We start from the raw sequence: 23,080 nt of genomic DNA, 5'->3' as shown, positions 1-23,080 counted from the left end.
ATGGGCAAGAAGTAGGAAGCAGATGCCATGGCCTCCGACCACGTCGACGTGCTCATTGTCGGAGCCGGCCTGTCCGGGGTCGGCGCCGCCTGCCACCTGCGGCGCAACTGTCCCGACAAGACGTACGCGGTACTCGAGGCGCGCGGCGCGATCGGCGGCACCTGGGACCTCTTCCGCTACCCGGGCATCCGCTCCGACTCGGACATGTTCACCCTCGGCTACTCGTTCAAGCCGTGGACCGACCCGAAGGCCATCGCCGACGGCGACTCCATCCGCCGCTATGTACGCGAGACCGCCCGCGAGTACGGCGTCGAGGAGCACATCCGCTTCCACCACCGGGTGGTCCGCGCCGAGTGGGACAGCGCGAGCGCCCGCTGGACCGTCCACGCCCACCGCGACGACACCGGCGAGGACGTCGTGCTCACCTGCGCGTTCCTCTTCACCTGCTCCGGCTACTACCGCTACGACGCCGGCTACACCCCCGACTTCCCCGGCGCCGAGCGGTTCACCGGCGAGCTGGTGCACCCGCAGCACTGGCCCGAGGACCTCGACCACACCGGCAAGCGGGTGGTGGTGATCGGCAGTGGCGCCACGGCGGTCACCCTGGTCCCCGCGATGGCCGAACGGGCCGGCCACGTCACCATGCTCCAACGCTCACCCACGTACGTCATCGCGCTGCCCTCGCGCGACGCGGTCGCCGACGCGCTGCGGCGCTGGCTGCCGGCGAAGGCCGCGTACCCGGTGGTGCGCTGGAAGAACGTGCTGCTCGGCACGGCCAACTTCCAGCTCAGCCGGCGTGCCCCGAAGCTGGTCCGGTCGTTGCTGCTGCGGGCCGCCCGGGGCCGGCTGCCGGCCGGATACGACGTCGACCGGCACTTCTCGCCCCGCTACGACCCCTGGGACCAGCGGCTCTGCGTGGTCCCCGACGGCGACCTGTTCGACGCGGTGCGGGCCGGCCGCGCGTCGGTGGTCACCGACACCGTCGACACCTTCACCGAGCGGGGCGTCCGGCTCGGCTCCGGCGAGGAGCTGCCGGCCGACGTCGTCGTCACCGCCACCGGCCTCAACCTGCTCGCCCTCGGCGGGATGACCCTCGCCGTGGACGGCGTCGACGTCGACCTGGCGCGGACCGTGGCCTACAAGGGGATGATGCTCTCCGGCGTGCCGAACTTCGCGATGACGATCGGCTACACCAACGCCTCCTGGACGCTCAAGGCCGACCTGGTCGCCACCTACACCTGCCGGCTGCTGCGCCACCTCGACGCCACCGGCCAGCAGCTCGTCACCCCGGTCGCACCGCGCTCCGGCCAGCTGGAACCGCTGATCGACCTCAAGTCCGGGTATGTGCTGCGCAGCGTCGACACGCTGCCCAGGCAGGGCGGCCGCGCCCCCTGGCGGCTGTACCAGAACTACGCCCGGGACGTGCTGCTGATGAAGCGCGGCCGGCTCGTCGACGAGGGGATCCGGTTCTCCGGGCCACCCCGGCCGCCGGTACCCGCACCGCCGGAGCCCCGGTCGCCTGACCGGGGCTCCACCACCCGCACCGCAGAAGGAGAACACCGTGCGCAGGTTCGTCTTCCCCGCCGGGACCGCCGTGGTCACCGGCGCCGCCAGCGGGATCGGTGAGGCTCTCGCCCACGGGCTGGCCCGGCGCGGCACCGACCTGGTGCTGCTCGACCGGGACGCCGACCGGCTCGACGCGGTGGCGGCGGCGATCCGCGCCACGTACCCGGACCGGCAGGTCGACACGCACCTGGTCGACCTGTCCGACCAGGCCGCCACCGACCGGGTCGCCGAGGAGGTCCGGGCCCGGCATCCCCGGATCCGGCTGCTGGTCAACAACGCCGGGGTCGCCCTCGGCGGGCGGTTCGACCAGGTCACCCTCGACGAGTTCAACTGGGTGATCGAGATCAATTTCCGGGCGGTGGTGCGGTTGACCCACGCGCTGCTGCCGGCGCTCAAGGCCGAGCCCGGCGCGCACCTGGTCAACGTCTCCAGCCTCTTCGGACTGATCGCCCCCGCCGGCCAGGCCGCCTACTCGGCCAGCAAGTTCGCCGTCCGGGGTTTCACCGAGGGGCTGCGCCACGAGCTGGTCGACGACGGCATCGGGGTGACCTCGGTGCACCCCGGCGGCATCGCCACCCGGATCGCCCGCAACGCCCGGGTGGGCAGCGGCGTGACGCCCGAGGAGTTCGACACCGGGCTGCGGCAGTTCGAGAAGCTGCTCTCCATCCCGCCGCAGAAGGCCGCCGAGGTGATCCTGCGCGGTGTCGAGCGGCGGCGCGGCCGGGTGCTGATCGGCTGGTCGGCGAAGCTGCCCGACCTGCTGGCCCGGGTCGCCCCCGCCTCGTACGGCCGGGTGCTCGCGATGGCACTCAACCGGGACGCCGGCGATCCGGCGCGCCAAGCCGGCCGAACGCCCGCCGTGACCACGCCGAAAACCGCCACCGGGGAGCGGGCATGACCGCCGCGACCGACCCGCGCCCCCGGCACGTGACGGTGCACGGGCGGCGGGTGCGCCACCGGGTCGACGGCGACGGGCCGCCGGTGGTGCTGCTGCACGGCCTCGGGCGCAGCCTGCGCGACTTCACCGAGCAGCACGAGCTGCTCGCCCGCGGGTTCCGGGTGCACAGCGTCGACCTGCCCGGGTACGGCGGGTCGCTGCCGATGGCCGAGCCGTACACCCTGCCGGCGCTGGGCCGCTTCGTCGGGCACTACCTCGACGCGGTCGGCGTCGACCAGCCGGCGCACCTGGTCGGCAACTCCCTCGGCGGGGCCGTCGCGATGCGCTTCGCCGCCATCGAGCCGGCCCGGGTGGCCAGCCTCGCGTTGGTCAACAGCGCCGGGTTCGGCCAGGAGGTCACCGTCGCCCTGCGGCTGCTCGCGCTGCGCCCGTTCGGCCGGCTGCTGCTGCGCCCCAACCGGGCCGTCGCCCGCCGCGCCGAGCGGGCCCTCTTCCACGACCCGGCGCTCGCCACCGAGGAGCGCATCGCGTACGCCCTGGCCCGTCAGCCGTACGCCGCCCGGGTGATGCTGGAGACGTGCCGCAGCCTCGGCACCTTGCGGGGCGTCCGCCCGCAGTGGCGGGAGGAGCTGCTGACGGAGGTGGCGCGGCTCGACGTACCGATCCTGATCGTGTGGGGCGACCGGGACCTCATCCTCCCCGCCGGGCACCTCGACGCCGCGCGGGCCCGGCTGCCCCGGGCCCGCACCTACCTGTTCACCAACTGCGGGCACCTGCCGCAGATCGAACGGGCCGAGGAGTTCCACCGGCTGCTGGTGGACTTCTGGGCCACCGCCGAGCCCGGCGACCTCGCCGTCGGCGCACCGCAGCGGCCGGCACTGACCGAGGCCGGCTGACCCGCGTCCGGCGCCGGTCCGGCCGGAGGGGCTGTCCGACCTCCGTGCCGGCCGGCACCGGGCCGCGCGGGTCACCGGTGCGCGCTGGGCGGGCACCCCGCGGCGGGGCGTCGCCCTCCAGCGCCGCCAGGTCGGCCTCGCCCTGGTGCCCCGATCCGGGTCGCTCACGCGGTCCTCGCGCGCAATTCCCACCCCCTGCGGGGTACGACTCTGCCGGTACGGGAAAGCGGCGCCATGCCGGGCGACGAGGTGACCCTGTTTCTCAGCGGCGACGTGATGACCGGTCGGGGAGTGGACCAGATCCTGCCCCGACCGGGCCCGTCCGAGCTGCGGGAACCGGCGGTCACCGACGCCCGCCGGTACGTGGAGCTGGCCGAGTCGGCGTCCGGGCCGGTCCCGCGCCCGGCCCCGCCGCGGTGGCCGTGGGGGGAGGCGCTGCGGCTGCTCGACGACCTGCGGCCGGACGTGCGGATCGTCAACCTGGAGACCTCGGTGACCGGCCGGGGCGAGTTCGCCGCAGGCAAGGCCATCCACTACCGGATGCACCCGGAGAACCTGGCCTGCCTCACCGCCGCCCGGCTGGACGTCTGCGCGCTGGCCAACAACCACGTGCTCGACTTCGGCCCGCGGGGGCTCGCCGACACCCTCGACGGGCTGCGCCGGGTCGGCATCACGCCGGCGGGCGCGGGCCGGGACGCGGCGGAGGCGTGGCGGCCGGCCCGGATCGACCTGGGCGGGGGCCGCCGGCTGCTGCTCTGGTCGGTGGGCGCCCCGTCCAGCGGGATCCCGCCGCAGTGGGCGGCGACCGACCGGCGGGCCGGGGTGGCGTACCTGCCGGAGACGACCGAGGAGTCCGCCGCCGCGCTCGCCGAGCGGGTCGCCGATGAGGCCGGGCCGGGCGATCTGGTGGTGGTCTCCGTGCACTGGGGATCGAACTGGGGTTACCAGGTGCCGGCGGAGCAGGTGCGCTTCGCGCATCGGCTGGTGGAGGCCGGGGTGCACCTGGTGCACGGCCACTCCTCGCACCACCCCCGTCCGATCGAGGTCCATCGGGGCCGGCTGATCCTGTACGGCTGTGGCGACCTGCTGGACGACTACGAGGGGATCGGCGGGCAGGAGTCGTACCGTCCGGAGCTGCGGCTGCTGCACCTGCCCACGTTCGACGCGGGCGGGCTGGTCCGGCTGCGCCTGGTCCCGGTCCGGATCCGCCGGATGCGACTGGAGCGGGCGGCGCCGGCCGAGGCCCGGTGGCTCGCCGACCTGGCCGACCGCCTCGGCGAGCCGCACCGGACCCGGTTCCGGCTCGGCGACGGCGGAGTGATCATGCTCGACCCGGCCGGCGGCGGGCCCTCCTGACGGAGCCAGCGCGGTGGGCGGGTCCCGCCTGCCCTGGGGGCGGCCTGCCCGGGGACGCGGGGGGCCCGGCCTGCTCGACTGTGGCGGGACCCATCCGTGACCGGCCCGCCGCGCCTGCCCACCGGCAGGAACGCATCATAGATACATGACGTATCCCAGCTCGCCGACGCGCGCCACCGTGCCGTCGGCCGCGGAACGGGCCTACCGCTACCTGAAGCGGGCCATCCTGGAGCAGGTCCACCCGGGCGGGTCCCTGATCAGCGAGGGCGAGATCGCCGAGGCCGCCGGGGTCTCCCGCACCCCGGTCCGCGAGGCGCTGCTCCGCCTCGAAGCCGAGGGCCTGGTCGCGCTCTACCCCAAGCGTGGCGCGCTGGTCCGGCCGGTCTCCGCCCGCGAGATCGCCGACGTCATCGAGGCCCGGCGGCTGGTCGAGCTGCACGCCGCCGAGCGAATCTGGCCGGACCGGCACGCCCTACGGCCGGTGCTGGCCGGCTGGCTCGACCGGATGCGCGAGGCCCATGCCGCCGGCGACCTGCGGGCGCTGATGGAGGCCGACCGGGCCTTCCACGCCAGCGTCGTCGAGGCGGCCGGCAACGAGATCCTCGCCGAGCTGTACCACCGGCTGCGCGACCGCCAGCTGCGGATGGGGGTTGCCAGCTTCCGGCTCTCGCCGGGCCGGGCGGAGGTGGCCCTCACTGAGCACGCCGGCCAACTCGCCGCGCTCGCCGGCGACGACCCGCACGCCTGGCTCGACGCCGTCGGCGCGCACATCGACAGCGCCGCGACCGTCTTTCGGACCCTGCGGTGAGCGCCGCTTCGGCAATCCCGCGCCGGTCCGCCGCGCTGGTCTGGGCGGTCGCGCTCTGCGCGTACGTGGCGGCCGTTTTCCACCGCAGCTCGCTCGGCGTGACCGGGGTCGACGCCGCGCACCGGTTCGACATCAACGCCTCCGCCCTGGCCACCTTCTCGGTGGCACAGCTGGCCGTTTACGCGGCCATGCAGGTGCCGGTCGGGGTGCTGCTGGACCGGTACGGCTCCCGCCGGCTGCTGCTCGCCGGCGGCGCGCTGATGGTCGCCGGCCAGCTCTGCTTCGCGGTCGCCACCGACGTACGACTGGCCGTGGCCGCCCGGGTGCTGGTCGGCCTCGGCGACGCGATGACCTTCATCAGCGTGCTGCGGATCGTCGCCTTCTGGTTCCCTGGCCGGCGCAACCCGCTGATGGTGCAGCTGACCGGTACCCTCGGTCAGCTCGGCGCGATCCTGGGCGCGATGCCACTGGTCGCGCTGCTGCACCACGCCGGCTGGACCCCGGCCTTCCTCACCGCCGCCGCGCTGGGCGCGACGGTGCTGCTGATGGTGGCCGCCGCCGTCCGGGACACCCCGCACCGCGAGCACCCCGGAGCCCTCGCCCCCGACCTGGCCACCGTACGCCGGGAACTCGCCGCCGCCTGGGCGCAGCCGGGCACCCGGCTGGGGCTGTGGACCCACTTCGTCACCCAGTTCTCCGGCTCGGTCTTCGCGCTGCTCTGGGGCTACCCGTTCCTGGTGCAGGGGCAGGGCCTGTCGCCGACCGCCGCGGCTGGCCTGCTCACCCTGATGACCCTGGCCACGCTGCTCAGCGGCCCGGTCGTCGCGCACCTGTGCGCGCGGCACCCGTTCCGCCGCTCGGTCGTGGTCTTCGCCATCACCGCCGGCACCGCCGCGGTCTGGGCCGTCGTGCTGGCCTGGCCGGGCCGCGCCCCGCACTGGCTGCTGGTCACCCTGGTGGTCGTCCTGGCCGTGAACGGACCCGGCTCGGTGATCGGGTTCGACTACGCGCGCACCTCCAACCCGGTCCACCGGATCGGCAGCGCGACCGGCATCGTCAACGTCGGTGGGTTTGTCGCCTCGATCCTGTTGGTCCTCGCGGTCGGCGTCGTCCTGGACCTGCTGACCCCGGCCGGGGCGTCCACCCCGACGCTGGACGCCTACCGCTGGGCCTTCGCCGTGCAGTACCTGCTCTGGGCGCTTGGCGCGGTCCAGGTGCTGCGCTTCCGCAACGCCGCCCGCCGCCGGCACGCCGCCGAACGTGCCGGCGCGCCCATACCCGTCGCGGCCGTGCCCGGCACCTGACCCGCTGGCGGCGCCGGTCAGTGGCGGAACCGGCGGTGGGTCAGGGAGTCCAGGACCAGGGTGAGGCCGGCGCCGACCAGCCACACGTCCTTGGCGAGGCCGATGCCGGCCTGGGTCGGTTTCAGGCTGTTGGCCTCGCGCATCCCGGGCGTGCGCAGGTAGAGCTGCACCAGCCCGGCGCCGAACGCGGTCAGACCCAGCCCGGCCAGCAGCGACGGCACGAACGGGGTGAGCAGGGCGGCGCCCAGCGCAATCTCGCCGCCGGACAGCAGCCGGGCGAAGCGGTCCGCCTCCACCTGCCGGAGCTGGGGGATGGATCCGGCCGCCATGCCGTGCAGCCCTGCGGCGGCCTCGCCCTCCAGCGTCCGCTTGCCCAGCCCGGAATTCAGGATGAAAGCGCCGATGCTGACCCGCAACGGCGCGTGCGTGAGCTTCATGTCCACTCCCGTCCCGCGGAGAACCGTGCCCCCGGCCTACCCCGCACCGGCCGCGATAACCCGCCGGCCAAGGCCGTGTCCCCGACGCCGCGCGGCGGTAGGTTCGCGGGTAGGGATGATCGTGCGCGCAGCCGGGAGGACACCGTGAGCCAGCAAGTCCGGGGAGTCGTTTCGCGGCACAAGGGCGCGCCGGTCGAGGTCACCACCATCGTGGTGCCCGACCCGGGGCCTGGCGAGGCGGTGGTGAAGGTGCGGTCCTGCGGGGTCTGCCACACCGACCTGCACTACCGCGAGGGCGGCATCAACGACGACTACCCGTTCCTGCTCGGCCACGAGGCGGCCGGCGTGGTGGAACAGGTGGGGGAGGGGGTCACCGGCGTCGCGCCGGGGGACTTCGTGGTGCTCAACTGGCGGGCGGTCTGCGGCGTGTGCCGGGCCTGCCGGCGTGGCCGCCCCTGGTACTGCTTCAACACCCACAACGCCGCCCGGAAGATGACCCTCGCCGACGGCACCGAGCTCTCGCCGGCCCTGGGCATCGGGGCCTTCGCGGAGAAGACGCTGGTCCACGCCGGGCAGTGCACCAAGGTCGACCCGGCCGCCCGGCCCGCCGCCGTGGGCCTGCTCGGCTGCGGCGTGATGGCCGGCCTCGGCGCGGCGATGAACACCGGCCAGGTCACCCGGGGCGACTCGGTCGCCGTGATCGGCTGCGGCGGAGTCGGCGACGCCGCCGTGGCCGGCGCCGCCCTCGCCGGCGCGACCACGATCATCGCGGTCGACACCGACGCCCGCAAACTCGACTGGGCCCGCAGGTTCGGCGCCACGCACACCGTGAACGCCTCGGCGGACGACCCGGTCGAGGCGATCCGGTCCGCCACCGGCGGGTTCGGCGCCGACGTGGTGATCGACGCGGTGGGCCGTCCGGAGACCTGGAAGCAGGCGTTCTACGCCCGCGACCTGGCCGGCACGGTCGTGCTGGTCGGGGTGCCCACCCCGGAGATGACCGTCGACCTGCCCCTGCTGGACGTCTTCGGCCGGGGCGGCGCCCTCAAGTCCAGCTGGTACGGCGACTGCCTGCCCAGCCGTGACTTCCCCGTGCTCACCGAGCTCTACCTGCAGGGCCGCCTCGACCTGGACGCCTTCGTCACCGAGGAGATCGCCCTGGACCAGGTCGAGGAGGCGTTCCGCCGGATGCACCACGGCGACGTGCTGCGCTCGGTGGTGGTGTTCCCGTGACCGCCCGGGTCGACCACACCGTCACCTCCGGCACCTTCTCCCTCGACGGCCAGACCTTCGACGTCGACAACAACGTCTGGGTCGTCGGTGACGACACCGAATGCGTGGTGATCGACGCCCCGCACGACGTCAACGCGATCCGACACGTGGTCGGCGGTCGCCGGGTCCTCGCCATCCTGGCCAGCCACGCCCACGACGACCACGTACGGGTGGCCCCGGAGCTGGCCCGGGCCACCGGGGCGCCGGTGCTGCTGCACCCCGCTGACCGGGTGCTGTGGGACATGGTCCATCCCGAGCTGCCGCCCGACGGGGCGCTCGCCGACGGGCAGGGGATCGACGTCGCCGGCAGCACCCTGCGCGTCCTGCACACCCCCGGCCACAGCCCCGGCGCGTGCAGCTTCCACGCGCCCGACCTCGGCGCGGTCTTCACCGGCGACACCCTCTTCGCCGGTGGCCCTGGCGCCACCGGCCGCTCCCACAGCGACTTCGGCACCATCGTGGCGTCCATCCGCACCCGGCTGCTCACCCTGCCGCCGGAGACCGTGGTGCACACCGGGCACGGCGACGACACCACCATCGGCGCGGAGGCCCCGCACCTTCAGCAATGGCTGGCCCGCGGGCACTGACCGGCGCGGCGCGGCGGCGGCTCAGCCTTCCCCGCGCGGGTCGAGCACCGGCTTGACGTCCAGGGCCTCCAGGTCGGCGACCCGCACCCGCAGGCCGTCGACCGCCAGCACCCGCACCCGGTGCAGGCCGATCATGCCGGCACCGACGGTAGGGGAGAAGACCAGCCACGCCTCCGGCGAGCCCTCGTCGCCCTGCCTCGGCGCGAGATCCGCGTCGATCAGCGGGGACTCCACCCGCCCGATCGGCCGCACCTCGTACGGCCCGTCGCCGGTCACGCGCCCGCCGACGCCGGCCCAGGCGGCCCCTGCCGTCGCCGGAGCGGCCGCTTGCTGGCCGGGCAGGCGCGGGTTATGCTGCGACGGGACCCGGACGCCGGCGCACCGCGCCGCCCGGACTTCCCGTTCTCCCGCTCCCGCCCACCCGGCGGTCGTCTCCTCGACCGTGCCGGTCTCCGGGCCTCCTCCCGGCCGTCCGCCGTGCGCCGACGGTCTCCCACACCGTCCACCATGGTCCGTGCGTCGACGGTCCCTCCACGATGGCCTCCGGCACCCTCCGCCGGTGCGGGCCGCCGGTCCCAGGAAGGTAGAACCGATGAGTCCCACAACCCTCACGCCGGTCAGCGGCGTGCTCGACGTCGACGACCGGCGCGCCTCCCTGCGCGGGGACGGCTACCTGCCGTCCCCGCGCGACGCGCACCTTCCCCTCGCCCATCTGCGTCGGTACGGGCTGCGCCGCGGCGATGCCGTCACCGGCGCCGCCCGCGCGGACCAGCTCGTCCGGGTGGACACCGTCAACGGGCTGCCTGCCGAGCGTGCCCGGCACCGGCCCGACTTCCACGAGCTCACCGCGCTGTACCCGCAGGAGCGGCTGCGGCTGGAGACCGAGCCGCAGATCCTCACCACCCGGGTGATCGACCTGGTCATGCCGATCGGCAAGGGGCAGCGGGCGCTGATCGTGTCGCCGCCGAAGGCCGGTAAGACCATGGTGTTGCAGGCGATCGCGAACGCGATCACGCACAACAACCCGGAGTGCCATCTGATGGTGGTGCTGGTGGACGAGCGTCCCGAAGAGGTCACCGACTTTTCTCGATCGGTGAAGGGTGAGGTCGTCGCGGCGACGTTCGACCGTCCGCCGCAGGACCACACCACCGTGGCGGAGCTGGCGATCGAGCGGGCCAAGCGGCTGGTCGAGCTGGGCCACGACGTGGTCGTGCTGCTCGACTCGCTGACCCGGCTCGGCCGCGCCTACAACCTGGCGGCCCGCCCGGCTGGTCGTACCCTCTCCGGCGGTGTCGACGTCGCGGCGCTGAACCCGCCCAAGCGGCTGCTCGCCGCGGCCCGCAACATCGAGGGCGGCGGTTCGTTGACCGTCCTGGCCTCCGCGCTGGTGGACACCGGTTCCGCCGCCGACACGCTCTTCTTCGAGGAGCTCAAGAGCACCGGCAACGCCGAGCTGCGGCTGGACCGCGCGCTCGCCGACCGGCGGACCTTCCCGGCGGTGGACCTGCGCGCGTCCGGCACCCGACGCGACGAGCTGTTGCTGACTCCGGACGAGCGGATCCGCCTGCGGGCACTGCGCGTCGCGCTGTCCCAGGTGGACCGTCAGCAGGCCACCGACCAACTGCTGGGACAGTTGGTCGGCACCGCCGACAATCGGGAACTGCTCACCCGGCTCGGCGTCGCGCGGACCTAGGATCGGCCGGGTGAGCACCGATGAGCGACCCCCGACCGTACGACAGCTGCGCCTGGTGGTGGAGGCCGAGGACTACGAGGCCGCCGTCGCCTTCTTCCGGGATGCCCTGGGCCTGCCGGAGCAGGCCGCGTTCTCCGGCGACGGCGACGCCCGGGTGGTGATCCTCGACGCTGGCCGGGCCACCCTGGAGATCGCCAACCCGGCGCAGAAGCGGATGATCGACGAGGTCGAGGTGGGCCGGCAGGTGGCCCCGAAGATCCGGGTGGCGTTCGAGGTGGACGACGCCCCGGCCGCCACCGGAAGGCTGGTGGCCGCAGGCGCGACGGAGATCGCCCCGCCCACCGTGACGCCCTGGCACTCGCTCAACTCGCGGCTCGACGCGCCGGCCGGTTTGCAGCTCACCCTCTTCCAGGAGCTGCGGGACCTCGACGAACGCGCCACCCTGGACGGCTTCGGCACCGGCCGGGACGGCTGACGGCGCGGGAAACGACTCGACACGTCCCGGCCCGCGCGCCGACACTGCTGCCCATGTCGACCGCCACCGGTTGCGTCGTCCTGACCCCGGCGCAGGCCGCCGCACTGCGCCACGTCCGCGCCGTCGCGCTGCGGGAGCGGCCGGCCGCGCTGGCCACCATCGCCCGGCACCTCGCCGGGTCCGGCGCCGGTCACCACCCGGAACGGCTGGTCGCCGCGATGACCGCCGGGGAGGGGCTGTCCGTCAACTTCCACCCCGACCGGCTGCTGGCCGACGGCCGCACAGTGGCCGAGGCGCTCGCCGAGGAGGGCGTCTACCGCAGCCAGTTCGTCACCGGCATCTCCAACGGCGGGCTCACCGCGTACCCGGGCGGGGACCGGGACCGCTGGGAGGAGGCGATGTTCGGCGGGGCGTACCAGGCCCCCGGCGTACGCCCTGGGGAGCGACCGGTCTACGGCGGGCTGAACCTGCTCGACCACCCGGACGGCGCCTCCCCCCGCTTCGGCTCCTGCCACCTGCGGTTGCGTCCCGAGGTGCTGGCCCGGGCCACGCTCTGCTTCGGCGACAGCCACCTCGGGCCGGAGGACTTCGGCACGGCCGACGTCGCCGAGCCGGTCCTGGCCGCCCTGCTGGCGGCCACCGCCGGCACCGGGGTCTGCCTGGGCGTCGCCGGCATGGACCCGGCCCGCCTGGTGGCGACGCTCCTGCGCTGGCGCGAGCGGGGGGCGACGTGGGCGCCCGGCGGGGCCGGGCGCGCCCTGGACGACTACGTCGAGGCGCAGATCCACGGCGGCGTCGACCTGGCCCGGGACGTCGAGGCCATCGTCGCCGACCCCTCGTTCCACGGAACGGACACCGGGCGCGTCCTGGCCCGCATCGCCCACCGGTACGGCCTCCGGCTGCTCTTCCACGCGGGCTTCGCGCTGCCGGTCGACGCGGTCGACCCGGACTTCCGGGGGCCGGCCATCCCGCCGCTTGCCGCCCGGGTGCACGCCGAGTTCGCCCTGCCGGGGGCGCCGGTCGACGCCGCGCTGATCGGCCGGGCGGCGGCCTCGGTGGTCCGCGAGCCGCAGCGCTGGGCGGACCGTGGGCCGGTCGCCGACACCCTCCAGCACCTCAAGCAGCTCTGGCACGTCCTTGTTCGGTTCGGCGAGCCCAGCGCCTGACATCCGGTTCGTGCCGGTCGGTCCGATTCTGGAGTGACCTGTGCCGCAGACCGGGCCACCCGACGCATTTCCGGAATGACCGACAAGCGAAGCTGGTTGTGTTCCCCGTACCGCCGGTCCGCAAACCCCTGCGGGCCAGGCAGTTCCCCCGAGGGGCGCTCAATCCGGAGCGCGTCGACACGAGGAAAGGGCAACCATCGTGAAGCCGGACTTCACTCGATGGCTCCCGGCCATCGCGAAGAACCGCAACACCGCACTGAGCATCGCCGGCGTCGCCGCCCTCGGCGGCCTGGCGTTCGGACCCGCCGCCGTGGCCGCCCCTGTCACCAGCGGACCGCACGCCGGTGCGGTGGCCGCGATCGACCTCGCCACCGGCAAGAGCCGGCAGGCGGTCACGGTCGAGTCGGGCCTGACCACCGGCAGCGCCACCGGCACCGCCACCGGCAAGGTGCCAGCGGGCAAGCCGGACAAGGACCAGCTCATGCCGCACGGCGTGGAGGGCGCGCAGTCCCGCATCCCGCTGGACGACACCCAGCTCGCCAACGCCAAGGCCATCGTCGAGACGGCCAAGAAGACCGGCGTGGGGTCGCGCGGCGCGGTGATCGGCGTCGCCACCTCGCTGCAGGAGTCGAAGCTCTACAACCTGGGTCACCTCGGCGCGTACAACGACCACGACTCGCAGGGCCTGTTCCAGCAGCGCCCGTCGTCGGGTTGGGGCACGCCCGGGCAGATCACCGACCCCGACTACGCCTCGCGGGCGTTCTTCGAGGCGCTGAAGAACGTGCACGGCTGGCAGGACCTGCCGCTGACCACCGCGGCGCAGACCGTGCAGTTCTCGGCCTTCCCGTGGGCGTACGCCCAGTGGGAGGAGCAGGCGGCGGACGTCGTCCAGCAGCTCTGGTGACCTCCTGAACGACACCACGACTGGCCGGTCCCCTCCCGGGGGCCGGCCGGTCGCCGTCTCAGGCCGCCCCGGTGTGCGGCCGCGATCAGCGCGAGGTCGTCCGGGTCCGTCTGGAGGTCCTTCTCTCCGGTGAGAACCCGACCACCCACCGGCTCGCGCTGCCGGCCCGGGTGTCGCTGCTCGGGCGACATGCAGGTGCGCCCGAGGGGGCGTGTGTGGGTTGGTGTCTGGTTCGCGCGTGCCGGTCGGGCCGCGGGTGCCCCCTGTGTGCGATATCGGTTCCATGCGGGCTGGGGAGGTATGTCCGGTAGCGCGGGGCGGACTCGCCGCGACGCGGTATGTCCAGCGTGCGGGGGCGCTGGGCGTCCGGTTTGAGGCGAGCCGTGCCCGGTGTCCCGTGACCGGCGGCACCGTGGGCCCGGAATGGTGGCGGGGCGGGGGTGGTTACATCACCTGGACGATCGCAGCAGCAACCCCGCTGGCCTGACCTGATGGTGTGGCCGGCCCGGGGTGCGGGCCCCCGGGAATGGTGGTGGGCCGGCGGTCGTTACACATGGTCCCGGCGCCGCGAGCCCCCGGTTCGCGATGATCTGCCGGACAGAGACTTTCCCTCTTGTTTTGTTGAGCGCCTTGTCGTGGTGCTTGCCCGCGTGCTCGACCCCCCGGTCGTGGCCGTGGTGCCAATCCCCCCTCGAAGGAGCTACCTCCCATGAACACGATCATGCGTAAGAGCGTTCTTGGTATTGCTGGTCTGGCTTTCGCCGGTGGCATCTTCGCCGGCCCGGCCACCGGCGCCCATGCCGCCCCGGCGGCTGACATGAAGTCGGTTGCGGTGGTGCAGGCGGACAAGCCCGGCGTGGACAACGCCAAGCTGATCCCGCACGGTGTGCAGGGCGCGCAGTCCCGGATCGACCTGAACGGCGAGCAGACCGACAACGCCAAGGCGATCATCGCCGCGACGAAGAAGTCGGGCCTGGACGAACGGGCCGCCGTCATCTCGATCGCCACCAGCCTGCAGGAGTCGAAGCTGGAGAACCTGGGTCACCTGGGTGACCGCAACGACCACGACTCGCTGGGCCTGTTCCAGCAGCGCCCCTCCAGCGGGTGGGGCACGGTCGAGCAGATCACCGACCCCGAGTACTCCACCATGGCCTTCGAGAAGGGCCTGAAGCAGGTCGACGGCTGGAAGGACATGCCGCTGACCGAGGCCGCGCAGACCGTGCAGGTGTCGGCCTACCCGGACGCCTACGCCCAGTGGGAGCAGCAGGCCGCCGACCTCGTCGCCCAGCACTGGAACAGCTGACCCACCGCACCACCACGCTGGCCGGCACCCCTGAACCGAGGGGTGCCGGCCAGCGGCATATCCGGACCCGCAACCGACGAGGGGAGGAGCCGTGGATCAGTGCACCCCGTGGCGGTCAGCGCGGCGCCCCATGGCGACGTCGACGAGGGCGGCGACCAGCGCCAGCAGGATGATCCCCGCCGCCAGCACCAGCGAGCGCCGGAAGGCGGCCGACCAGTCCCCGCCGGTGCTCGACAGCGAGGAGAAGAACACCGCCCCGACTGCGGCGATGCCGGCGGCCGAGCCGATCCGCTGGCCGGTCTGGAGCATCCCGGCCGCGCTGCCCGCCTGCGGCACCGGCACCTCCGACAGGGTGAGGGTCTGGTTCGGGGTGATGACCAGGCCGCTGCCCAGCCCGGCCGCCAGCAGCGGCAGCGCGGTCAGCAGCGGTACGGAGTGGTGCGGGGAGTTGTGCAGCACCAGCACCACCGCCCCGAGGCCGAGCACCACGACGATCAGCCCGATGCCGACCAGTGGGCGGCCGTAGCGGTTGACGATCCGGCCGCCCAGCGTGGAGGCCAGCGCGGAACCGAGGGCGAAGGGCGTGATCGCCAGGCCGGCGACCAGGGCGCTGTACCCGAGGCCGATCTGCAGGTAGAGCGTGAAGATGAAGAAGACGGCGGTGAACCCGCCGAAGTAGACCAGCGCGATCAGCACGCCCAGGGTGTACGAGCGCAGCCCGAACAGCCGCAGGTCGAACAGGGGTGTCTGGTGCCGGGCGTACCGGCGTTCCCAGAGGCCGAACCCGACCAGGACGGCCAGGCCGGCCGGGATGAGTGCCCACTTCCACGGGCCGTGCCACTGCTGGCGTTGCACCAGCGGCAGCAGCAGGAGCACCACCCCGACGCCGAGCAGCAGGACGCCGAACGGGTCCAGTCGGTGCCGGTCGGGCTGCCCGGTCGGTCGGTCGGGCAGCAGCCGCCAGCCAAGCACCACCGCGAGGGCGCCCACCGGCACGTTGACGAAGAACACCCAGCGCCAGCCGTGCTCCTCACCGCCGAGTTGAATGAGCAGGCCGCCGAGCAGTGGGCCGATCGCGGTGGAGATGCCGATGGTCGCGCCGAGCAGGCCGAACGCCCGGCCCCGCTCGGCGCCCCGGAAGAGTTGCTGGATCAGGCCGATCACCTGGGGGTTGACCACCCCGGCGGCGGCGCCCTGGAGCAGCCGGGCGGCGATCAGCCAGGCGGGTGAGGTGGCCAGGCCGGCGAGGGCGCTGGTGAGCGTGAAGAGGGCGATGCCCACCACGAAGGCGGTGCGTCGTCCGCGGGCGTCGCCGAACCGGCCGGCGGGCACCAGGATCAGGCCGAACGTCAGCGCATACCCGGAGAGCACCCACTGCAGGTCGCTCGGGGTCGCGTGCAGCGCCCGGTCGATCGACGGGACGGCCACGTTGACGATGCTGACGTCCAGCAGCGTCATGAACGTCGCGACCAGCCCCACGCCGAGGGCCTGCCAGCGCCGTCGGCCACCCGCCTCCGTCACGGGGACCTGTCGGTCATTCACGACCGACCGCTACCCGGCGCCCCGAGGCGCAAACCGATCATGCCATCTGGCGGGCACACCACCGCGGACCGAAGTCCAGCCCGGCCATGGGCGAGTCCTCCCGGTGCAGCAGATCCTTCTCGGTGAGCAGGTGCAACGGCGCGTGCACCTCCTCCACCGGCATCCCCGCCTCCTGGGCGATCAGGTCCGGATACGGCACCTGACCGCGCGCCTCCAGCGTCGCGACCGCGTCGTAAACCCGTACCTCGGTTTCCGACAGACGTACCTGCTGCATGGTTGACCTCCTTGCGGTGACCCGCCCGTTCCATGGGCGGCCTGGCTACCGCGGATTACCCGCCGGGTGACCGACAATGCCCACCCGATCGGTCGGTCGTGAGCGGCCGGCCGGCCGGGGTGCCCTAGGGTGAATCCGTGATCACCTGGGATCTCGTCGTCGTCGGCGCCGGCCCCGCCGGGCTCTCCGCCGCCCACGCCGCCGCTGGCGCGGGCGTGCGCACGCTGGTGCTGGACCGGGCCGTCCACCCCCGCTACAAGACGTGCGGCGGCGGCCTGATCGGCGCCTCGCTGACCGCGGTCGCCGGCCGCATCGAGGTGCCCGCGCACGATCGGGTCGACCGGGTGACCTTCACCCGGGACGGGCGACGCGCCTTCACCCGCCGGCACCGCACCCCGCTGGTGGCCATGGTCCGCCGCGACGAGTTCGACGACCGGCTGCGCGCGGCCGCGGTCGCCGCCGGGGCCGAACTGCGCGAGGGCGTCGCCGTGCGCGGCATCGACCAGGACCCCGACGGGGTACGCGTACGCCTGGCCGACGGAAAGACCGTGCACGCCCGGACGGTGGTCGGGGCGGACGGCTCCTCCGGGGTCAGCTCCCGGCACGTGGGTGTCCGTTTCCGCCAGGTGGACCTGGGCCTGGAGCGGGAGCTGCCGGTCCCGCCGGCCGAGCAGCGGCGCTGGCGAGGCCGGCTGCTGCTCGACTGGGGCGCCGTCCCCGGCTCCTACGCCTGGGTTTTCCCCAAGGGGTCGAGCTTGACGGTGGGGGTGATCGCCGCCCGGGGCGAGGGGGAGCGGACCCGCGAGTACCTGCGGAGCTTCGTCGACCGGCTGGGGCTGTCCGGGGTGCAGGCCGAGCACGACTCCGGGCACCTGACCCGGTGCCGGGCCGAGGATTCGCCGCTGCGGCACGGCCGGGTGCTGGTCGCCGGCGATGCGGCCGGCCTGCTGGAGCCGTGGAGTCGGGAGGGGATCAGCTACGCGCTGCGCTCCGGGGCGCTCGCCGGCGCCGCGGTCGCCGCCGGTGACCTGGGCCGCTACGAGCGGGACGTACGCGATCAGCTGGTCCCGTCGATGCGGGCCGGGCACCGCCTGCTGGAGGTGTTCGAACGCCGGCCCGACGTCTTCCACGCCCTGCTGGCCACGCCGGCCGGCTGGGGGATGTTCGTCCGGTTCTGCCAGGGCCGGGCCAGCTTCGACCAGACGCTGACCCGGGCGCCGGTCCGGGCCGGCCTGGCGCTGCTGGACCGTCTCCCGCCGGTGCGGCCCCGCCCACCGTCGGCGCCGGCGGAGCCGGCGAACGCCCAGTCCCGCTGACCCGCCGGCGGCTCCTGGCCGGACGGGTCGACGAGCGGGTCGGTCAGGGCACGATGACCGCGCGGCCGTGGATCTCGCCCCGGCGCAGCAGGTCGTACGCCTCCGGCGCCCGCTCCAGGGGGAACGTCTGCACGTCGGCGGTGAGCAGCCCCAGCTGACCCATGGCGATCACCTCCTGGAGTTCGGCGCGGGTGCCCCAGAACGGCACCTCGACGCTGGTCTCCAGCGGCAGGGTGGGTGGCTCGTCGGCGACGGGCCGCACCGGCAGGGTGCCGCCGCCGAGGCCGACCAGGAGCAGCCGGCCGCCGGTGGACACCACCGTCCGGGCGGTGGTCAGGGTGGCGTCCACACCGACACAGTCGATCACCACGTCGGCGCCGTCCGGTGCGGGCCCGACGATCGCTCGGATCGTCTCGATCGCCTCCGGGCCGGCCTGCACCACGTGGTGCGCCCCCATCCGGGTGGCCAGGTCCAGCGCCGCCATGCTGGTGTCCACCGCGATGATCCGTACCGCGGTGGTGGCCGCCAGGATCTGCACCGCCATGTGGCCGAGCCCGCCGATGCCGATCACCACGCAGTAGGTGCCGGGCCGCAGCGCCGGGCGGGCCAGTTCGACGGCGTGGTACGGGGTGAGCCCGGCGTCGGTCAGCGGCGCCGCCTGGATCAGGTCCAGTTCGCCGATGGGCAGCAGGCGGGAGGCCGGCACCACCACGTAGTCGGCCAGCCCGCCGTCACGGCTGAGCCCGATGCCGCCGACAGGCACCCGGCGGCACTGGTTCTCCCGCCCGCGCAGGCAGGCCCGGCAGGTGCCGCAGCCGATGATCCCGTAGACCGCCGCCCGGTCCCCGGGCGACCAGCCGGTCACCCCGGCGCCGACCGTCTCGACCGTGCCCGCGATCTCGTGCCCCAGCGTCATGGGGGTAGGGAAGAGACCGGGGGGCGCGTCGAGGATGTGCAGGTCGGAGTGGCAGGCGCCGACGGCGGCGACGGCGAGCAGCACCTGGCCCGGCCCGGCCGTGGGGGTGGGCGCCGCCACCTGCTCGAGCACGCCGGGAGCAGTCAGCCGTACTGCGCGCATGGTCGCCTCCACCTCGTCGCCGACGCCGGTCGCGGCGCGCATACCCGCGCGGGCACCGTTGATGCCATGGCCATGCTGGACCGGTGGCGGCACAATGCGGGCATGGCCGAGCCGGAGCCCACCTCGTTCGACGACGAGGACTACGCGTTCCTGCGCCACGTGCGCTTCGGCGAGCTGCCGCCACCGGTCCGTCCCGACGAGCGGGTCGAGCTCACCGAGACCGATCCGCGCCGGGACCGACCCGAGCCGACCGCCAACGACGACCAGTGGTTCCTCCGGCTCGGACCGGGCGCCGGCAGCTGACGCCGGCCGGCCCGGCGACGCCGGGACGCGGACGGGCCGCGGGTGCTCACCCACGGCCCGTCCGGCATGCCGGTGGTACGGATCAGAAGACCGGCACGCCCTCGCGGACCAGCTTCCAGTTCGGCACGAAGAAGTCGGCCGGGTTGATCGTCCCCTTCGCCTGCGCCCAGTCGATGAGCAGCTGGCGGATCTCCTGCTGCTGGTTGTAGACCTGGGTCCTGACGATGCCGGGGAAGTTGCCGCCGCCGCTGCGTCGGTAGTTGTTCACCGCGATGACGAACTGCGCATCGGCGGCGACCGGGGTGTCGGTGCCCGGCAGCACCAGGCGGGTGATCCGCTGGCCGACCGGCTTGGAGACGTCGATGTCGTAGTCGAGGCCCGAGATCACGTCGTAGTTGTAGTCCGGCACGCCCGGGTCACTGATGTCGGCCGGGTTGACGGCCGCGCCCACCGGGAGGGTCTTGAAGTACTTCGCCGAGTACTCCAGGTACGCCTTCACCTCGGCGCCGCTGAGCACCACGGCCTCGAGGGTGTTGTCGAAGACGTAGAGGCCGGCCACGTCGCGGATCCGGACGTCGCCCCGCGGGAAGATCGCGGTGCGGCTGAACGGCGCGGCGATCGACAGCACCGGCAGCGACCCGTACGACGTGCCGGCCAGCGCCGCGGTGACGACCTCGGTCTGGACGTGGTTGATGAAGTCCAGGATCGGGGTGTCCTTGTACCGCGACTCGGCGGCGGACAGCTCCTCGCTGGACTGCGCGACGACCGTGTTGACGTAGTCGACCGTCTTGGTGTGCTGGCCGCGCACGGCCGCGAGCACCGCCGGGTCCTCGACCACGGTGTTGGTGTTCAACATGGTGGCGCCCTTGCCGGTGACCTTCCAGCGACCGCGCTCCCGGGTGAGGGTGAAGTCCATCCGGGTGAGGCGCTGTCCCCACTTCGACGGCTCGGCGGTGAGCACCTGCGCGCCGGTGGCGGTGTTGGTGACGAACCGCTCCACGACCTCGCTGTGCGCGTGTCCGAAGAGGATCGCGTCGATGCCGGGGACCTGCTGGGCGATCAGCGCGACCGGGTTCTCGTTCGGCAGCTCCGGGCCGTAGCTGGAGGTGCCGCTGTCGCCGCCGTGCGCGGAGATGATGACGAGGTCGGCGCCGCGCTCACGCATGATCGGCACCCACTTGGCGGCGGTCTCCACCATGCCGGGGAAAACCAGCTTGCCTTCGACGTTGCCCTTGTCCCAGATGGCCACGCCCGGGTTGGTGAGGCCGAGGATGCCGACCTTGAGCTTCGGCGCGCCGTGCCCGCCGAGGTCGACCTCCTTGATCACGTACGGGAGGTAGGCCGGCTTGCCGGTGGCCTCGTTGACGGCGTTCGCGGCGAGCGCGGGGAAGCCCAGCTGCTTGATCCAGGTGGCCAGCAGCGGCAGGCCGTAGTTGAACTCGTGGTTGCCCAGCGTGATCGCGTCGTACTTCAGGATGTTCATGGCGTTGGCCATCGGGTGCGTCTCACCGGTGGTGGTGATCGGCTCCTGCTTGGCGTAGTAGGTGGCCAGCGGCGTGCCCTGGATGGTGTCACCGGCGTCGAGGACCAGGGTGGCCTTGCCCTTGCGCTCGGCACGGATCTGGTTGACCAGGGTGGCCAGCTTGGCGACGCCGATGTCGTTGTGCTTGCTGTCGTCGTACTCGGCGTCCTGGTAGTAGTCCCAGTTGTAGACGTTGCCGTGGGTATCCGACGTGCCGAGGACCGTCAGATCCCAGGTCGTCGGTCCCTTCGCTTCGGCGGCCCGGGCGGGGGCGCCGGCGATCAGGGGGGCGGTCGCGGCGGCGGCGGCGACGGCCAGCACCTGGCGGCGCGAGGCGCCGGAGGAGGAGGTCATGAGGTGCCCTTCCATGGGGGTGGACGCGCCTCGTGGGCGCCGTTGCGCACCATAACGAGCAGCTGTCGCTCCCGCCACAGCGGCCCGAGGTGTTCCACCCCGCCAGCGCTCCCGGCCACCTGTCCGTAACACCGGGGTCACCCGTACGGCCGATCGCCCTCGCGTCTGGCCGGGCCTTCGGGCAGGGCCGACCGGGGCCAGGCCGGACGAACCAACCCGAGGCGGCGCCCCGCTGGCCGTCGCGGCGGTCAGCGGGGCCAGGCGGCCAGCCGGCGGCGGACGTCCGCGATCCGCGCCGCATCCAGGCCGTACCGGGTGAACCGCTGGTCCGGCATCCGGTCCAGGTAGCGCCCCGCCTCCCGGACGTCGTCGTCGTCCAGCGCCGGGTCGACCTGCCGGGCCAGCTCCAGCAACTCCGCGACCGGGTAGTGGTCCAGCGCCGCCGACACGTCGATGTAGTCGCGCACCTCGCGCCGGTTGACCAGCGCCGCGGTCTTGTTCGCCACCAGGTCGCGGACGTCCATCACCGGGCCGAAGTCCATCACCACGGGGGAGCGGTACCGGTCGAGCCGGGCCAGGCTCAGCCGGATCCGCCGCGGCCCGCGGGTGACCACGAAGTCCTTCATGTCGCGGTCGAAGCCCTCGAACAGCCCGCCCAGGTCGCTGTCCGGGTCGGCGTCGGCCACCTCGAACCCGGCGCGCTCCAGCGCCGTGCGCACCTCGGCGGCGGCGGCCGCCGCTGCGCCCTCCACGTCGGCGAAGAGGTCGACATCCTCGGTGGGTCGGGTGACCAGCCCGTGCGCGGCCCAGGCCACCCCGCCGCCGAGCACGAATCGGTGCGGCCCGGCCGCTGTCAGCGCCACCCGGGCCACCTCCCGGTAGAACTCGTGCAGGTGCGGGCCGGTCACGCGGTACGCAGACCCCGGTGCCGGCTCTCCCACGCCTGCCGCACACCCCGGGGGAGGTTCAGCCGCCGCCACACCCGCCGCAACGTCCGGCCGTTGATCAGGTGCCGCAGGTCGTCGGCGCGGGTCGTCTCCCGCAGCACGTTCTCGTACATCCACAGCAACTGGTCCGGGTCGCCCAGGTCGAACGTCCGGTCCGCGTTCCACATCAACCGCACCGGCAGCTCCACCACCCCACGGGTGGGGCCGGCCAGCTCCGCGAGGGTGCGCGCCACCACGGCGGGACGGCCGGGGCGGGCCAGGTGGGGCGCGGTGCTGACGACGGCCTGCATGCTGCCAGGGTAACGCCGACCCCGGCCCGTGCGGCCAACCTGGTCGCCGGGTTTCCGTTTCCCGCCCATTCCCGCCCGTCGCGTTGGCGCGGCTCCGCCGTTGCCTGACTCCGGCGCTCGGGCCTGCCCCATGCGTCGATCACATCCTCGCCGCCCGCCGAGCGTCTCCCGCGGGCGCCGGCATTTCCCGGGTACGGGGACGAGGTGGGTGGGCGTTTCGCGCCCCGCCGCGCCATCCGCACCCTGATCGCCCGGTCAAGTGGTCGATGCCCCCTCCGCGATCGGTGCGGCATCGTTGGCAGACTCCGGGTCGGCGTGGCGGGGACACCGCCCTTCGACACCCTGAGGCGGATCACCCCCTGCCCGCTGAGTGTGGGGGCCAGGCGCGCGATCGGTGGTTGGGTGGGCCGTCACGGCTGGGTGATCTCTCCGGCGCGGGGCCGGATCGACCCGGCGGGCCGGTATGTCCCGGACCGCGCGTCCGGTTTGAGGCGAGCCGTGGCGGCCTGTCCCGTGACCGGCGGCACCCGGGCGGCGGAATGGTGGCGGGGCGGGGGTGGTTACATCACCTGGACGATCGCAGCAGCGACCCCCGCTGGCTTGGCCTGATGGTGGCCGGCTCGGGGTGTTGGGCCCCCGGGAATGGTGGTGGGCCGCCGGTCGTTACACATGGTCCTGGCGCCGCGAGCCCCCGCTCGTGAAGCCTGCCGGACAGAAGCTTTCCTCTTCTTGTTTTTGTTGAGCGCCTTGTCGTGGTGCTTGCGCGTGTCCGACCCCCGTCGGATGCGT

General features: G+C 73.7%; 22 protein-coding genes and 1 pseudogene. 15 read left to right on the top strand and 8 right to left on the bottom strand.

The window, feature by feature from the left end; translation table 11 throughout:
* Window positions 1–27: 27 nt before the first annotated feature.
* The 6 genes from ABZ807_RS23350 (at window position 28) to ABZ807_RS23325 (ending at window position 6,828) form a co-directional block, all read left to right on the top strand.
* Window positions 28–1,626: an NAD(P)/FAD-dependent oxidoreductase gene (locus ABZ807_RS23350; RefSeq protein WP_357161671.1), complete on the top strand. Its 1,599-nt coding sequence runs from the start codon at window positions 28–30 to the stop codon at window positions 1,624–1,626.
* On the top strand, window positions 1,562–2,464 hold the full coding sequence (locus ABZ807_RS23345; RefSeq protein WP_357161668.1) for an SDR family oxidoreductase: 903 nt from the start codon (window positions 1,562–1,564) through the stop codon (window positions 2,462–2,464). Before ABZ807_RS23350 ends, ABZ807_RS23345 begins: the two co-directional genes overlap by 65 nt.
* On the top strand, window positions 2,461–3,360 hold the full coding sequence (locus ABZ807_RS23340) for an alpha/beta fold hydrolase (protein ID WP_357161665.1): 900 nt from the start codon (window positions 2,461–2,463) through the stop codon (window positions 3,358–3,360). Before ABZ807_RS23345 ends, ABZ807_RS23340 begins: the two co-directional genes overlap by 4 nt.
* Before the next feature lie 234 nt (window positions 3,361–3,594).
* Complete coding sequence (locus tag ABZ807_RS23335) at window positions 3,595–4,716, top strand: CapA family protein (RefSeq protein WP_357161662.1); 1,122 nt, start codon at window positions 3,595–3,597, stop codon at window positions 4,714–4,716.
* A gap of 145 nt (window positions 4,717–4,861) precedes the next feature.
* Complete coding sequence (locus tag ABZ807_RS23330) at window positions 4,862–5,524, top strand: GntR family transcriptional regulator (RefSeq protein ID WP_357161659.1); 663 nt, start codon at window positions 4,862–4,864, stop codon at window positions 5,522–5,524.
* Window positions 5,521–6,828 (top strand): MFS transporter, encoded by a 1,308-nt coding sequence (locus tag ABZ807_RS23325; protein ID WP_357161656.1) that lies wholly within the window; start codon window positions 5,521–5,523, stop codon window positions 6,826–6,828. Before ABZ807_RS23330 ends, ABZ807_RS23325 begins: the two co-directional genes overlap by 4 nt.
* 17 nt (window positions 6,829–6,845) lie before the next feature.
* On the opposite strand, the gene ABZ807_RS23320 is transcribed toward ABZ807_RS23325, so the two are convergent.
* On the bottom strand, window positions 6,846–7,265 hold the full coding sequence (locus tag ABZ807_RS23320) for a hypothetical protein (protein ID WP_357161653.1): 420 nt from the start codon (window positions 7,263–7,265) through the stop codon (window positions 6,846–6,848).
* A gap of 144 nt (window positions 7,266–7,409) precedes the next feature.
* On the opposite strand from ABZ807_RS23320, the gene ABZ807_RS23315 reads away from it, so the two are divergent.
* Complete coding sequence (locus ABZ807_RS23315) at window positions 7,410–8,498, top strand: S-(hydroxymethyl)mycothiol dehydrogenase (RefSeq protein ID WP_357161650.1); 1,089 nt, start codon at window positions 7,410–7,412, stop codon at window positions 8,496–8,498.
* Window positions 8,495–9,124 carry an MBL fold metallo-hydrolase gene (locus ABZ807_RS23310; RefSeq protein ID WP_357161647.1) on the top strand — a complete coding sequence of 210 codons (630 nt, stop codon included), beginning with the start codon at window positions 8,495–8,497 and terminating at the stop codon, window positions 9,122–9,124. The genes ABZ807_RS23315 and ABZ807_RS23310 overlap by 4 nt, the downstream gene beginning before the upstream one ends.
* Before the next feature lie 21 nt (window positions 9,125–9,145).
* On the opposite strand, the gene ABZ807_RS23305 is transcribed toward ABZ807_RS23310, so the two are convergent.
* Window positions 9,146–9,400, bottom strand: coding sequence for a hypothetical protein (locus ABZ807_RS23305; protein WP_357161645.1), 255 nt, complete (start codon window positions 9,398–9,400; stop codon window positions 9,146–9,148).
* Between the two features lie 331 nt (window positions 9,401–9,731).
* Here ABZ807_RS23305 and rho point away from each other — a divergent pair.
* From rho to ABZ807_RS23280, 5 genes and pseudogenes are all read left to right on the top strand, one after another.
* Window positions 9,732–10,817 (top strand): annotated as a pseudogene (gene rho / locus ABZ807_RS23300) (transcription termination factor Rho); the annotation flags it as partial.
* Window positions 10,818–10,827: 10 nt separating this feature from the next.
* Complete coding sequence (locus tag ABZ807_RS23295; RefSeq protein ID WP_357161642.1) at window positions 10,828–11,292, top strand: VOC family protein; 465 nt, start codon at window positions 10,828–10,830, stop codon at window positions 11,290–11,292.
* A 53-nt stretch (window positions 11,293–11,345) separates the two neighbouring features.
* Window positions 11,346–12,458, top strand: a complete 1,113-nt coding sequence (locus tag ABZ807_RS23290; protein ID WP_357161639.1) for a DUF3626 domain-containing protein — start codon at window positions 11,346–11,348, stop codon at window positions 12,456–12,458.
* 199 nt (window positions 12,459–12,657) lie between these two features.
* A complete protein-coding gene (locus ABZ807_RS23285) occupies window positions 12,658–13,362 on the top strand; it encodes a hypothetical protein (RefSeq protein WP_357161636.1) in 705 nt (234 codons plus the stop codon).
* Window positions 13,363–14,071: 709 nt separating this feature from the next.
* Window positions 14,072–14,665 carry a hypothetical protein gene (locus ABZ807_RS23280; RefSeq protein WP_357161633.1) on the top strand — a complete coding sequence of 198 codons (594 nt, stop codon included), beginning with the start codon at window positions 14,072–14,074 and terminating at the stop codon, window positions 14,663–14,665.
* A 96-nt stretch (window positions 14,666–14,761) separates the two neighbouring features.
* Here the strand turns inward: ABZ807_RS23280 and ABZ807_RS23275 are convergent, their stop codons facing one another.
* Together ABZ807_RS23275 and ABZ807_RS23270 are read right to left on the bottom strand one after the other, a co-directional pair.
* Entirely contained in the window at window positions 14,762–16,207 is a 1,446-nt protein-coding gene (locus ABZ807_RS23275; RefSeq protein WP_357161630.1) for an MFS transporter, read from the bottom strand.
* 37 nt (window positions 16,208–16,244) lie between these two features.
* Window positions 16,245–16,481 (bottom strand): hypothetical protein, encoded by a 237-nt coding sequence (locus ABZ807_RS23270; RefSeq protein WP_357161627.1) that lies wholly within the window; start codon window positions 16,479–16,481, stop codon window positions 16,245–16,247.
* A gap of 137 nt (window positions 16,482–16,618) precedes the next feature.
* On the opposite strand from ABZ807_RS23270, the gene ABZ807_RS23265 reads away from it, so the two are divergent.
* The gene (locus tag ABZ807_RS23265) at window positions 16,619–17,797 is read left to right on the top strand and encodes a geranylgeranyl reductase family protein (protein ID WP_357161625.1); all 1,179 of its coding nucleotides are present in this window, start codon (window positions 16,619–16,621) and stop codon (window positions 17,795–17,797) included.
* Between the two features lie 43 nt (window positions 17,798–17,840).
* Here the strand turns inward: ABZ807_RS23265 and ABZ807_RS23260 are convergent, their stop codons facing one another.
* Window positions 17,841–18,917 carry an NAD(P)-dependent alcohol dehydrogenase gene (locus ABZ807_RS23260; RefSeq protein WP_357161622.1) on the bottom strand — a complete coding sequence of 359 codons (1,077 nt, stop codon included), beginning with the start codon at window positions 18,915–18,917 and terminating at the stop codon, window positions 17,841–17,843.
* A 24-nt stretch (window positions 18,918–18,941) separates the two neighbouring features.
* On the opposite strand from ABZ807_RS23260, the gene ABZ807_RS23255 reads away from it, so the two are divergent.
* Window positions 18,942–19,178 (top strand): hypothetical protein, encoded by a 237-nt coding sequence (locus ABZ807_RS23255; RefSeq protein WP_357161619.1) that lies wholly within the window; start codon window positions 18,942–18,944, stop codon window positions 19,176–19,178.
* Between the two features lie 82 nt (window positions 19,179–19,260).
* On the opposite strand, the gene ABZ807_RS23250 is transcribed toward ABZ807_RS23255, so the two are convergent.
* The 3 genes from ABZ807_RS23250 to ABZ807_RS23240 all read right to left on the bottom strand — a co-directional run bounded on the left by ABZ807_RS23250 (window position 19,261) and on the right by ABZ807_RS23240 (window position 22,291).
* Window positions 19,261–21,054 (bottom strand): 5'-nucleotidase C-terminal domain-containing protein, encoded by a 1,794-nt coding sequence (locus ABZ807_RS23250; protein ID WP_357161616.1) that lies wholly within the window; start codon window positions 21,052–21,054, stop codon window positions 19,261–19,263.
* A gap of 248 nt (window positions 21,055–21,302) precedes the next feature.
* The gene (locus ABZ807_RS23245; RefSeq protein ID WP_357161613.1) at window positions 21,303–21,962 is read right to left on the bottom strand and encodes a nucleotidyl transferase AbiEii/AbiGii toxin family protein; all 660 of its coding nucleotides are present in this window, start codon (window positions 21,960–21,962) and stop codon (window positions 21,303–21,305) included.
* Window positions 21,959–22,291 (bottom strand): hypothetical protein, encoded by a 333-nt coding sequence (locus ABZ807_RS23240; RefSeq protein ID WP_357161610.1) that lies wholly within the window; start codon window positions 22,289–22,291, stop codon window positions 21,959–21,961. The genes ABZ807_RS23245 and ABZ807_RS23240 overlap by 4 nt, the downstream gene beginning before the upstream one ends.
* Window positions 22,292–23,080 lie beyond the last annotated feature (789 nt).

Source organism: Micromonospora sp. NPDC047548, assembly GCF_040642975.1.
Classification (GTDB): Bacteria; Actinomycetota; Actinomycetes; order Mycobacteriales; family Micromonosporaceae; genus Micromonospora.
Note: the sequence above shows the minus strand (reverse complement) of the source record. Positions and strands in the feature narration are given on the sequence as shown.